The 13059-nt window shown below is 72.7% G+C and carries 8 protein-coding genes; 2 read left to right on the top strand and 6 right to left on the bottom strand.

Features of this window, described 5'->3' with window-relative positions; all coding sequences use genetic code 11:
* Positions 1-4: 4 nt before the first annotated feature.
* The 6 genes from ACZ6NZ_RS06360 to ACZ6NZ_RS06335 all read right to left on the bottom strand — a co-directional run bounded on the left by ACZ6NZ_RS06360 (position 5) and on the right by ACZ6NZ_RS06335 (position 10433).
* Positions 5-5803, bottom strand: a complete 5799-nt coding sequence (locus tag ACZ6NZ_RS06360; protein WP_465856323.1) for a type I polyketide synthase — start codon at positions 5801-5803, stop codon at positions 5-7.
* Between the two features lie 75 nt (positions 5804-5878).
* Positions 5879-6847, bottom strand: coding sequence for a DUF1702 family protein (locus ACZ6NZ_RS06355; RefSeq protein WP_366608494.1), 969 nt, complete (start codon positions 6845-6847; stop codon positions 5879-5881).
* A 146-nt stretch (positions 6848-6993) separates the two neighbouring features.
* A complete protein-coding gene (locus ACZ6NZ_RS06350) occupies positions 6994-7986 on the bottom strand; it encodes a DUF1702 family protein (RefSeq protein WP_465856321.1) in 993 nt (330 codons plus the stop codon).
* A gap of 102 nt (positions 7987-8088) precedes the next feature.
* On the bottom strand, positions 8089-8661 hold the full coding sequence (locus ACZ6NZ_RS06345) for a copper resistance CopC family protein (RefSeq protein WP_465856320.1): 573 nt from the start codon (positions 8659-8661) through the stop codon (positions 8089-8091).
* On the bottom strand, positions 8658-9236 hold the full coding sequence (locus ACZ6NZ_RS06340; RefSeq protein WP_366608497.1) for a hypothetical protein: 579 nt from the start codon (positions 9234-9236) through the stop codon (positions 8658-8660). The genes ACZ6NZ_RS06345 and ACZ6NZ_RS06340 overlap by 4 nt, the downstream gene beginning before the upstream one ends.
* 132 nt (positions 9237-9368) lie before the next feature.
* Complete coding sequence (locus ACZ6NZ_RS06335) at positions 9369-10433, bottom strand: carboxymuconolactone decarboxylase family protein (RefSeq protein ID WP_465856318.1); 1065 nt, start codon at positions 10431-10433, stop codon at positions 9369-9371.
* Positions 10434-10808: 375 nt separating this feature from the next.
* On the opposite strand from ACZ6NZ_RS06335, the gene ACZ6NZ_RS06330 reads away from it, so the two are divergent.
* Together ACZ6NZ_RS06330 and ACZ6NZ_RS06325 are read left to right on the top strand one after the other, a co-directional pair.
* Positions 10809-11378, top strand: a complete 570-nt coding sequence (locus ACZ6NZ_RS06330; RefSeq protein WP_366608499.1) for a DUF5987 family protein — start codon at positions 10809-10811, stop codon at positions 11376-11378.
* Entirely contained in the window at positions 11375-13009 is a 1635-nt protein-coding gene (locus ACZ6NZ_RS06325; protein WP_366608500.1) for a GMC family oxidoreductase, read from the top strand. Before ACZ6NZ_RS06330 ends, ACZ6NZ_RS06325 begins: the two co-directional genes overlap by 4 nt.
* Positions 13010-13059: the final 50 nt, after the last annotated feature.

Raw genomic sequence — 13059 nt, 5'->3', positions numbered from 1 at the left:
GTCGTCACCTCCCTTCGGTGAGGATCGCGAACACCACCGGCTCGTCGACGCCGCGTACCGCGGTGGCGAAGGCCGCCACCCGCAGCTCGCCGGCCCCGAACACCGTCCAGCCGGGACGCGGCGAGGGCAGCAGGGTCAACGGTCCGCCGGGCTGGCCGCCGGACTTCTGCACACACTCCAGCGCCGTCCAGACCCGCGTCGCGGCCGTGTCGGCGTCCTCACCGGTGTCCGCGGCAACGAGCCGGGCCAGGCCGGCGTGCTCGCCGAGCAGGCCGTCCCACACCGCGTCGTCGCGGTGCAGCACCGTCTCGACGTCGCAACCGAGGGCCCCGGTCGCGGTCACCGCCAGGGTCAGCCCCGCGCCGTGGGCCACGGACAGCGTCCGTCCGCCCGCGATCTCCGGGCGGCCGTCGGGGCGGTAGGTCACCTCGACCGGCTCACCGGTCGAACGCCGCGCCGCGATCCGCGACCGGGCCCGCCGCACGGCCAGGTGCCCGCCCGGCTGATCGTTCGGCTCGATCGGGCCGTCCGGTTCGACCGCCACGGCCACCTGCGCGCCGAGGACGTCGCCCAGCGCCCGCTCCAGATACGGCCCGAGCAACGGCGCCACCCAGGGGCCGCGACCGTCCTGCTTGCGCACGGCGCGCAGTCGCAGGCCCTCCCAGCGCTCCACGGCCTCACCGGCGGTGGTCCGCAGGACGACGTCGTAGACGTAGGTGTCGCCGTCGCGGCTGCGTTCGGTGGCGCAGTAGCGCAGCTCACCCCGGCCGGTCAGCTTCTCCCCCGCCGGGTGGATCCGCTCCACCCCGATCGGCAGCAGCGTGGCGTCCGGCACGCAGACCTGATTGCCGTGCATCAGCGCGTCCCGCACGCCGGGGTCACCGAGCAACAGGCGGTCCGGCACGAACCGGGCGAACCAGTCGACGTCGTCGAGTGCCTCCACCTCGACGTCGACGTGGCGGGCGGCGGCCCGCCGGTAGCGGCGCAGCCGCTGGAACCGGTCGCCCTGGAACAGCACGTCGCCGTACAGCTCGTCGGCCGGTGACATCGACAGGGGGGCGATCTCGTCGCAGACCTGGGCGGGTGGGCCGTCGGGGACCACCGTGTCGGTGAAGCGCATCGTCGCGGTGAAGTGGTCGGCGGCGAAGCCCGTCTCCTCGCTGCGGATGGCGACCTGGACGGTGTCGTCGTCGGTCACCGTCGCGGCCACCCGGATCCGGCTGCGACCGTACGGCGGGACGATGATCGGCCGGAGGAACTCGGGGCGCTCGATGACCGGGACCCGTCCGTCGCCGGTGACCGCACCGGCCACCTGGGCCATCGCCTCCATGCCGAACACCGCCGGGAAGAGCAGGTTGCCGTCGAGGAGGTGGTCGGCCAGGTAGAGGTCGGTACCGACGTTGAGGTCGACCTCGGTGACCAGCTCGACGCCGTGGTACCGGATCAACGGCCGTTCCACGAACCGCAGCAGCGGCAGCTCCGGCAGGTCGTAGCGGACCGTGTCGATGCCCTCGGTGCGGCCGCTGATCACCACAGTGCCGGGCACGTCCGGGTCGGCCAGGAGCCGGCGCAGGATCGCGATGCCCTGATCCGGCGTGACCGGGGTGACCCCGTCGCGGGTGAGGGACTCGATCACGGAGAGCCGCTCACCCATGCCGACACCCGACCAGACCGACCACTCCAGGCAGATGGCCCGGCATCCCGGGTGCCGCCGGCCGAACTCCTCGGTGGTCTCGGCCAGCCAGTCGTTGGCGGTGGCGTAGTGCGCCTCGCCGCGCAGCCCGGCACGGCCGATGATGCTGCCCAGGGTCACCAGCAGCTTGACCCGGTCCGGGTCGACCGCCTCCATGGTGGCCCGCAGTCCGTCGACCTTCGGCGCGAGCGTGGCCCGGAAGTCCGCCAGGTCCAACCTGGCCAGCGAGGCGGGCTCGTTACGGCCGGCACCGTGCAGGACCGCGGTGACCGGGCCGAGCTGCGCGGTGAGTTCGGCGACGGCACGACGTACCTGGTCGGCGTCGGTGATGTCGGCGCGGGCGTAGCGAACCGTCACCCCGGCCTCGGCGATCCGGGCCAGGTTGGCCGCCAGCTCGGTGTCGGCCGCCGGGTCGGAACGGCCGAGCAGGGCCAGGCTCGCCCCGCTGTCGGTGGCCATGGCGAGCGCACACTCGGCGGTGATGCCCTTGCCGCCGCCGGTGACCAGCAGCACGTCGTCCGCGCCGAGCGCGGGACGGGGCCGGGCGGCCCGCACCGGCATGGCGCGCAGCGTCGGCACCCGGCGTACGCCGGAGGTGTCGTAGTGCACCTCGCGGTAGTCGGCGGTGCCCGCCACCTCGGTCACCACCCGGTCCACCACGGCCGCGTCGTCGGAGAGGTGGACGATCGTGACCCGGGCGCGGGGCGCCTCCAGGCGCAGGGTCTTGGCCAGGCCGGCCGCGCCGCGACCGTACTGGACCAGCACGAATCTCGTGCCAGGGGCGCCGCCCAGTACCTCCCGGGCCCCGGTCAGCGCCAGGTCGAGCGCCTCCTCCGGGCAGGGGTCGGGCAGGCAGACCAGCACCCCGTCGCCGAGGTTCGCCCGCTGCAGGGTGGTGGCCAACCGGTCGGCCCAGGGGTGTCCGGGCTCCGCGTGCACCCGCCACCGGCCGGTCTCCTCGGGAGCCACCCGCGCGGGCGTGGGCACCTCGTCCAGGTCCAGCCGCCAGGGCCGGGCCCAGGCGGCGGCTCCGGCCACCAACGGCTCGGTCACCGACCCGGCCTGCCCCGCCGTAGCGGCCAACTCGTCCAACGCCTCGGCCAGCTCGCGGACGGTGGCCGTGGCGAAGTTGGTGGGCAGCGCCGCGGTCGGCACACCCATCCGCTGGGCGAGGTCGTTGACCACCTGGCCGACGGTGATCGAGCTGAGGTGCAGGTCGTCCAGGAGGTGGCTGTCCGGCTGCACCGTCTCCAACGGCAGTTCCGCCCGCTCGGCGGCCAACTGGCGCAGCTGTTCCTCGGCGGACTCTCCGAGCAGGTCCGCGACCATCGGCTCGGTGGGCCGGGCGGCCGGCGTGAGCGCCGCGGCGGCGGTGGCCTCCGGCAGCCGTAGCGGCGGCGCCTGCTCACACGGGCTGGCCAGGAACGAGAACCGCTGGCCGATCTGGAGCGGCCGGATCAGCCGGCCGTGGAACAGCCCACTGTCCACCGGTGCCGCACCAACCACGTACGCCGCGCCGACCACCTTGAGCAGACTGGCGATCGACTCCTCGTCGGTGTCCAGGGCGACCGCTGGTACGTCGGTGATCCGGGACGCCAGCCCGGTCAGCACCCGGCCCGGCCCGACCTCGACGAACAGGTCGACGTCCTTCGCGGCGAGGGTGACCGCCGGGGTGAACAGCACCGGGTCGGTGATCTGGCGGCTCAGCAGGGCGGGCACATCGGTGTCGGCCGGCAGCACGTCGCCGGTGACAGTGGAGACCAGCCGCCGGTCCAGCGGCCGGAACGGCTCGTCGGCCAGCGCCGCACCGAACGCCGAGGCGGCCGGGGCCACCAGCGGCGAGTGGAACGCGTGCGAGACGGCCAGGACGGAGGCGTTCAACCCCGCGTCCGACGCCCTCCGGCACGCGGCCTCGACCGCGTCCTGCGCACCGGCGATCACCGTCTGGTCGGGGCTGTTGTAGCCGGCGATCACCACCGGCAGGTCGGCGATCAGCGAGTCGACGGCCTCCGGCGCGGCACCGAGGCTGGCCATCGTGCCGGACGCGCTGTGCCGGGCCATGGTCTGGCCCCGCACGGCGGCGATCCGGAGCAGGCCCGCCTCGTCGATCGCGCCGGCCCAGTGCAGCGCGGCGATCTCGCCCAGGCTGTGACCGACCGCCACGGCGGCCTCGATGCCGAGCGTGGTCAACGTCCGCAGGCCCGCGGCGGAGCCGGTGACGATGCGCGGCTGGGCCACCTCGGTGGCCACCACGTCGCCGCCGTTGGGCAGGTTCGCCCGCTGGTACACCTCCTCCGCCTCGGCGAACCGGCGACGCAACGCGCCGCCGCTGACGCCCCGTCCGGAGCCCTGGCCGGGAAAGAGGAAACCGATCCGTCCCGGCCCGCTGACGTGGCCGAGCAGGCAGCGCCCGTCGGCGGAGAACATCCGGGTCTCGCCGGCCTCCACCGCGTCGCGGACCTTGCGCAGCCGCCGCTCGGCGTCCTCGGGCGACGAGACGACCACGGCCGCCCGGAAGGGCTGCTCACGCAGCTCACCGTGCAGGGTCACGGCCAGGTCGGCGAGCTGGGCGTACGCCAGTGACGGCACGAACTCGATCAACTGGTCCAGCCGCTGCGCCAGGTCCTTCGGAGTGGGCGCGTCGACCACCAGCAGTTCGGCGTCCTGGAGGCCGGTGGCCAGCGCGCGCGTACGGGTGTCCAGCGTCGACCTGCGCCGTGAACGGGAGTTGTCCAGGACGATGTGGGTGTTGATGCCGCCGAACCCCATCGCGGTGATCCCGGCGCGAACCGGTGTGTCCGCGGGCCATGCCTCCGCCCGGCGCAGCGCCCGCAGCGCGGGGGTGCCCTCGCTGATCAACGCGTGCGGGTCCACGCAGCCGATGGCGGGTGGCAGTACCTCCTGGTGCACCGCCATCGCCGCCTTGATCAGGCCGGCCACTCCGGCGGCCGCCTTGGTGTGACCGATCATTCCCTTCACCGAACCGATCGCGGCCGGCGGCGCCGACGGGTCCGCCTCGGCGCGGGCCAGCGACAGCGCCTCCAACTCGGTCGCGTCGCCCACCTTGGTGCCGGTGCCGTGGCCCTCGAACAGCCCGACGGTCTCGATGCCGAAGCCCGTGCGCTCGTACGCGCGGCGCAGCGCCAGCTGGTAGCCGTTGATCTCGGGCCGGGTGATGCCGCCCTTGCCGTCGGAGGAGATGCCCCAGCCGGCGATCGAGGCGTAGATGCGGTGTCCTCCGGCGCGGGCCTCGTCCTCCCGCATCAGCACCACCATGCCGCAGCCCTCGCCGGGCCAGAAGCCGTTGGAGGAGCGGTCGTAGACCCGCATCTCGCCGGTGGCCAGCGCACCGGTCTTGGCAAAGCCGATGATCTCGAACGGGTCGATGGAGAGGTCGACGCCGCCGGCGACGGCGACGTCCACGTCGCCGTCGATCAGCGTCTTGCAGGCGGTGGCCACCGACAGCAGCGACGAGGAGCAGGCACCGTCGACGGTGTAACCACCACCGTTGAAGTCGAAGTGGTTGCAGATCCGCCCGGCGATGGTGTTCGACAGGGCACCGGCCAGGGTGTCTTCGTCGACCTCCGGGAACGGGCTCTTGAAGGTGGCCTCGAAGTCGTCCAGGAAGGTGGCGAGCTGGTCGTCGTCCCAGTCCTGCTCCTTGAGCGCCGCGCCGACCATCCGCCGCACGTACGGCCAGCGGAGGCGGAGCTGGTTCGCGCGGGAGAACTCACCGGTGAGGCTGTTGCCGATGACCACGCCGGTCCGTTCCCGGGGCAGCCCTTCGGCCATCGGGAAGCCGGCGTCGGCGAGCGCGGCGGCGGCCACGTCCAGCGCCAGCCAGTGGGTGAGATCGGTGGAGCGGAACGTGCTGCCGGCGATCTTGTAGGCCACCCGGTCGAACTCGTACCCCTCGATGACCGCCGCGTTGCGCGAGTAGAACCGGTCCGGGGTCTTCGGATCGGCGTCCCAGTAGTCGTCCAGCTTCAACCGCACGTCGGGCAGCCGCCGGAAGGCCCGCCGGCCAGCCAGCGCGTTCTCCCACAACTCCCGCGGAGACGTGGCGTCGGGATAGCGGCACGCCATGCCCACCACAGCGATTCTTGTCATACTGACTACGCCCTTCCTCACATGCCCGGCGCAGCACGGAACAATTCGCGCACGGTTTTCGGTGAATGAAGCAAATCAATTTTTCCGAATCGGCACGAGCGCGTTCCTGATCCGTTGCCGCCACACTTCGTACGCGGGGAGACCGTTCGCCGGGGCGACCCCGACCCGGGTGTCGTCGGTGACCGCGGACGCGTCGGACGTGGACAACCCGCACAGCACCCGGGTGGCCACCTCGTTGTGCGGCACCGTCAGGCCGGCGCGCACCCGGGCCCCGGCCGCGAAGGCCGACCCCTGGGCCAGTTCACCCCGGTACGACCCGGACAGCTCGCGCAGCCGTTCCAGCCCCGCCTCGTCGGCGCCGCCGGCATAGGTGGCGGCCAGCCCGGCACCGGCCCACAGGTCCGCCCGACGCCGCTCGGGGAACCCGGCGAACAGGCGGGCCAGCCGGTCCGGATCGGCCCCGACCACGAACCAGGAGGCCCGGCCGACGCCCTGGTCGATCGCCCGCACCGCGTAACCGCCCGGGTCGTCACCGGGCCAGGGGAAGCTCTCCTCGCGGTAGCGCTGCTCGATGTAGCTCGCGGTGCGGAAGTACGCCTGGTGGAAGCCGTAGCCGTCCAGCACCAGCCAGCGCAGCAGTGGGTCCGGCGCGTACAGCCGGGACCAGAGGAACCGGGGCAGCCGGGCCATCGCCCAGCCCACCCCGACATACGCCATGTAGACGTGCGGGTCACCGGGGCCCGAGACGAACTCGGCCACCCGCCCGCCGCGCCCGGGCATCGCGTCGCGGATGCTCAGGCCCATGGCCGCGCCCTCGTAGGCGAAGCCGCGCCAGGTGGGCGCCAACCGCTCCAGCGGCGCCACGACGTCGGCCACGACGCGGGCCTCCGCGGCTTCGCCGAAGCCGGCGAGGAAGGACGCGCCGACGGTCTCCAAGCGCTCACGCGTCGCCTCATCCTTGACGTGGAAGCCCCGGACGTCACACGTCGTCTGGGAGATGTCAGGGGTCAGGACACGCCGTCGCAGCCTTCGCCAAGCTCTCATCAGCACCCCCAGGGCAATAGATATATCGCCAATATTCGCAGCCCCGGCGATGACATTCTTCTTCATTGTTGCGGCGCTTTGCACCGATCCCGGGCAGGCAGGGGCTGCGCCCGGAAGAGGGGCGTAAAAATGGGTAGCGGGAATCGCTACGACACGCGCGTCGTGGGCACCGGGAAATGAGCGCGGATGCGGCGGCGCCACACTTCGTAGTCCGGTTCGGCGTCGTCGGCGAAGCTGTCGACCGCGACGTCGTCGGCCAGGGCGGCGGCGGCCTCGACCGACATGCCGGCCAGTGCCGTCAACGCGACCTCGGTGTGCGCCGGCTGGAAACCGGAGAAGTGCCGGGCCTTCGCCGCGAAGACCGCGCCCTGCGCCAGGTGCGCGTGGTCCTCTCCGGCGGCGTCCACCAGCGAGCGCAGGCTGCCGAGGTCGGCGCCGCCGGCGAACGTGGCCGCCAGCCCCACGCCGCTCCACAGGTCCGCCTGCCGCGCCGGCGCGAACCGCCGCACCGCAGCGGCGACGTCCGCCGCGCCGGCCCCGTGGATGAACCAGAGCGCCCGACCGATGCCCTGGTCGACGGCGCGCGGGAAGTAGTCGGCCCGCCCCTGCCAGGGGTACGCGGGCAGCAACTCCTGTCGGGTCACCCACCGCTCGGTCTCGAAGTAGGCCCGGTCGAAGCCGTAGCCGTCGACGGCCAGCCAGCTCATCGTCGGGTAGTAGGGGGTGCCGGTCAGATCCGGCAGCACACCCTTCCACAGTGGTCGCGGCAGGCGGGCCATGGCGAACCCGATGCCGATGTAGGTCAGGAAGGTGTGTGGCCGGCCCGGACCGGCCAGCAGCTCCCGGGCCCGATGACGGCGTGGCCCCGGCATCGCGTCGATGACGGTGAGCGCCATCGCCGCACCCTCGTACGCGAAGCCGCGCATCTCCGGTTCGACCAGTTCCAGACGACGTTCCAGCTCCCACTGGTCGCGCATGTCGATGCCCCACTCGAACCCGCAGATCACCGCCTGCGGAATCGCCTCCAGGCGGCGGGTCACCGGGCCGGGCGTCACGGGGAAGCCGCGACGGGCGAAGGTGGTCTCCGCCAGTGACGGCGTCAGGACCAGCCGCCGGATCGAACCCAGGGTCGTCGGCATCGTCGTCCTCCTCACGGCCCGGCGACGTGCCGCGGCCGGCGTACCCATCGTCGTACGCCGGCCGCGTCTCGCGCGCCTTCGTTCATGCGCTCCCGGTCACCGTCAGCGTCGCTCCGCCCGGACCCGGGGCCGGCGTAGCAGCACGACGGCCACCACCACGACCAGCAGCAGGTCCAGCACGAGCAGGCCCACGCTGAGCGGGTCGTCGGCACCGTGCTGGTGCCCACCGGGCCCGACCGAGGGGGCGTCGGCGGCCACCGACACGGGCGGCCCGCCAGCGGCGACGGTGAACCGTGTCGTGCCACTGAGTTGTCGTCCGTCGGTCAACAGCACGTGGTACGCGGCCAGATACGCCCCGGCGGTCTGCACGCGGACGGGCAGCACCAGCCGCTGCTCCTCCAGCTTCGCCGGACCGGCCGCTATGGACCGGCTCTGACCGGCCGGCGCGACGGCCAGGTGGAACTCCCTCGCCCGCACCGTGCCCTCGAAGGTGACCACCACCTCGGCCGGCGGAGCGGCCACTGTCGCGCCGTCCGCCGGCGTCACCGCGGCGACCCGGGCGGTCGGCTGGTCGGTGAGGGCGGCCAGCGCCACCACCGCGCAGACCACAGCGGCGAGGAGGTACCCGAACCAGCGGGACCCGGGCCTCGAACGCGCTGCTTCCGGCGCCGTCACGGCATGCTGGGCGCCACGGTCAGCCGTGGGGCGCAGCTGCAGGTCATCAGCGCGGACTCGGCCCGGTTCGGCCGTAGGTGCAGGATGATCGCGATCACCATCGGCAGGAACACCACGGTGTTGTAGAACAGGTGGAGCTCGACCCGGGGCAGGACCAGCTGCAACATGCTGGTGGGAACCGAGCGGCCGAAGAAGAACGTGCCGGTCTGAGCCTGCACGAAGAGCATCAGGTGCTCGATGTGGTGCCAGAACTGGATCCCGAAGGCGATCATCCACCAGGTGCGTGACCGGCCCACGAAACCGCCGCGCAGCAGCCACAGGCCGACCAGCATCACCAGCGCGTACGCGTAGTGCAGCCATTCGGAGGTGACCAGCCAGGGGAAGTACAGGCCGAGCACGCCACGCGCCTCCGGCACGGGCCAGCCCAGCGCCCAGATCTGGAACGCCTGCGTGAGGTGCTCGGCCCAGTGTGCCAACACCACGACCATGAACAGGTTTAGCGCGGTACGGTGGTGGGCACCGTTCCACCAGTTGGTCGGGCCGACCTTCCCGGTTCGCGCCGCATCGACACTCATCCTGGCCTCCGTAAGCCGTAGCCGTTGCCACCCGAGCCCTGCGGACGGCATCCCCTCGCACTCTTCCGGCTCGCGGCGCATTGTTTTACTTCCACAATGCTCAGTTCGCGCCGGATCGGAGGCGGGGCGTGGTCAGCCGTGTAGTTCCGGCGTCGACCCGGTCACCGGGTCGGCAATCTGCCGGGCACCGACCAGGCAGGCCGCCGACCAGGCAGCCCAGGCCGCGGCGTCGACCAGCGACCGGTCCGCCGGGTGGTGCCGGCGAAACTCCCGGACCACCTGTTCGTCGACCTGGTACGAGGCGACAGCGGTGAGCAGTGCCAGCCGCGCGGCGGCCCGGTCCGCCGGTGCCAGGTCGGCGATCAGCCGTTCGCACCAGTCGGTGCTGATTCCGGTGTCCGTCCCTCGCCACCGGGAGAGATGCGCGGTGACCAGGTCGCGTACCGCCGGGGAGAGCGCGCGGTCGCCGGCGGCGCGGAAGACCTCATCGGCCCGGCCCACCGCGGCGGCCACCGCCGGCCGGGGCGCCGCCCAGGCGGTGGCCGCGCGCAGCGGCGCGGCGGGCAGCAGGCCCGCGGCCCGGCCCGGCTCGCGCGGCTCCCGCAGGGTGGGACGCAGGACCCGGCTGATCCCCTGCTTGAGTCGGCGACGGGACCACGGAGCCAGGCCCGGCGGCAGCAGGAAGTTCGCCAGGAACACGTTCACCATGCGGGTCAGGTAATGGAAGGCGACGACCACCCCGACCAGTTCCGCGCGGTCTGCCGGGGACAGCCCCGCGGGCGGCGGCGCGGCGTCGTCGGACTGGTGTGCGGTACGCGCCCATGCCGCCGCGACACGCAGCGCCGGCTCGGTGATGTCCTGCACCCGGTCGCCGGCGACCGCCTCGGCGGCGTGCTCGCCGGACAGGTCGTACATGCCGACGGTGTGCATGTCCGCGCAGTACGGGCAGGTGTTGGCCACCGACACCGCCGCGGCGACCGCCTCCTTGGTGGCCCGGTCCACCGGCCCCACCGTGACCAGGGGTTCCCGGGTCAGCGCCCAGTACGCGGCCAGCACGTCCGGTGCCGGGGAGTGCATCAACGCGGGCGGCACCACGAGTCGCATCTCGTCGGCCACCTGCTCGTACACCTCGGCGACCAGCCCGTCGGCCGATCCGGGGGAAACCGGTGACACGTACCTGACCTGCCGACGCACCATTGAGGACGCTACCCGCCCGGCGACCATGTCCGTCCTCCATCCGTCGTCGTGTTCCCGGTCAGTATCAGCGGGCGGAGGTCGGTTGGAGTGGGGGCGGCCGGTCCAGCGCACGACCGGAGAAGCCCCACCCCGAACCCGCGGTTTTTCTCCGGATTCGGGGTGTTCCGTGCGAGCGCAACGACGAAGATGCGGCCCCTGTCGTGCTGCCGTCACGATGTGGGAAAGCGATCCGTGAGCGGTGTCCGGTGGGTCACCGCCGCGGGTCCGGCACGACGGCCACGGCACCGACCGGCCCGGCGGGCACCTCCTCCGGTCGCGCGTCCGCCAGACGGACGACCCGTACCGGCGCGCCGACCACGGACAGGAGGCGATGCGGTGCAGCCCGACGAATCCGAGCGCAACCCGGATCGAACCCTCGTGCTTGAGGCGTTCGCGGACACCATCATTCCCGGCGAGAAACGGTTTCCCGGGGACCGCAGCGTGGCAGGGGTGTCAGCCGGCGGTGGTGCGGTGGCGGCCGGCGCGGTCGAGCTTCTCGAGAACCCGGCCGGCGGCCTGGCCGAAGGGCTGGACTCCCTGGTGTTCTCCCTCAACGACCACGCACGGGAGTACGCGTCCGGCCACGACCTGACGCTGGACGCGACGGTGCCGCCGTTCGTGGCGCTGCCGTTCGACCACCGCACCGCCCTGGTCACCGACCTCACCCACCCGGATCACCCGGAGAAGCAGATGTGGGTGGGCCTGGCCCTGTTCAGCAACATGGCCTTCGACAGCGCCGCCCACCTCAGCACGCCCGCCGCGCTGGCCGCCGGCCACCCGGGGCTGCTCACCATCGGCTACGAACAGCCGCAGGCCGACGGCCTCTGGCGGTTCGAGTCCTTCTCCTACGGCCGGCAACTGGCCGACCTCCACCCCGACACGACGGCGACGGGCAGCCCCGCATGACCAGCATCGAATCGACCGACGTTCTCATCATCGGCAGCGGCTTCGGCGGGGCCATCCCCGCGTACCACCTCGCCGCGGGCGGCGCCCGCGTGACCGTCCTGGAGCGCGGCCCGTGGCTGCGCGGCGAGGAGTTCGACCACGACTTCCTGCTCGGCTCGTCGTACACCCGGGTCTTCGACTTCGTGGTGGGCGACGGGATGAGCGTGCTCGGCGGCAACTGCGTCGGCGGCGGAAGCGTCGTCTACTTCGCCACCATGCCGCGCGCGCCGCGCTTCGTCTTCGAGCGACACGGCAGCATCGGCCGCCGGATGTGGCCCAGCTCGATCAGCCGGGACGCCCTCGAACCCTGGTACGACCGGGTCGCCGAGGCACTGCCGATCACCCGGCAGACCTGGGACAAGATCCCGTACGCCGGTGGCCTGTTCGGCGCGGCCTGTCGGCACGCCGGGCGCACCGCCAACCCGGCGCCGTCCGCCGTCGACGTGGACATGTGCACCAACTGCAACTGGATGATGTCCGGCTGCCGGTTCGACGCCAAGCGGTCACTGCTACTGAACTACCTTCCGGCGGCGCTCGCCCACGGCGCGGAGATCCGGCCGCTGCACGAGGTGCAGCAGATCTCCCGCAACGACGACGGCGGCTACCGGGTGCACTACCGGATCGTGGACGGCGAGGACTACCGGATCCTGCACGACGAAGGCGCGATCGACGCGAAGCTCGTCATCGTCGCGGCGGGCGCCGGTGCCACGCCGGTGATCCTGCAACGGTCGGAGCCCGTGCTGGGCACCATGCCGCACGCGGTGGGGCGCTACTTCTCCGGCAACGGGGAGCGGCTGAACACCGCCGTCTTCGACGAGGACCGGGTCCGCGACGTGCTCGGGCTGTCCCGACCGGACGGGCGGGCCTATGAGGCGTACCAGATCGGGCGCGGCCCGACGGTGGCCAGCTGGGACCGGCTCGACGGCAACCTGCCCGAGTTCGAGCGCTACTCACTGGAGCAGCTCTACTTCCCGCCGGGGCTGGGCACCATCCTGGCGCAGGCGCCCGACGCCAGCGGCCCGACCTGGTTCGGGGTGGACAAAAAGGAGATGCTGCGCCGCTGGAAGTCCTGGCTGACGATCTTCATCATGTCCGAGGACGACAACGAGGGCGTCTTCGGGCCACCGCCGGAGACCGGCAACGCGCACCGCTTCTCCCAGCAGATGCTGGGGCACGGTCCGCTGAGCTACCGGCCCACCGCGAACACCCGGCGCGGCTGGTCGCTGGCCGACGCCGACATCAAGGACATCCTGGAGCGCGACGGGCTGGCCCGGGTCGAGCCGTGGACGAACGACCTGGTCGGCGCGTACACGGTGCACCCGTTGGCGTCCTGCCGGATCGGCGACGACCCGGCCACCTCGGCCCTGGACGACCGGCACGAGCTGCGCGGGCACCCCGGAATCTTCGTCACCGACGGGTCGGCCGTCCCGGGTGCGCTGACGGTGAACCCGGCGTTCACGATCGCCGCCCTGGCCGAACGCGCCATGCCGGGCATCATTCGGGCCGCCCAGGAGCGGGGGGTGTCCGTCACCTACGGCGCGCCCTCGCCGGACGGCGAGACCGCCGGCCGCCGGGCGGTGTTCGCCCGCTGAACCGTCGGGCGTCGGCCGGCCGGGCGCCGGCCGACGCCCGTTCTTCCGAG

The organism is Micromonospora sp. NPDC047756 (assembly GCF_055587245.1).
This window is presented reverse-complemented; position numbering and strand designations above follow the sequence as displayed.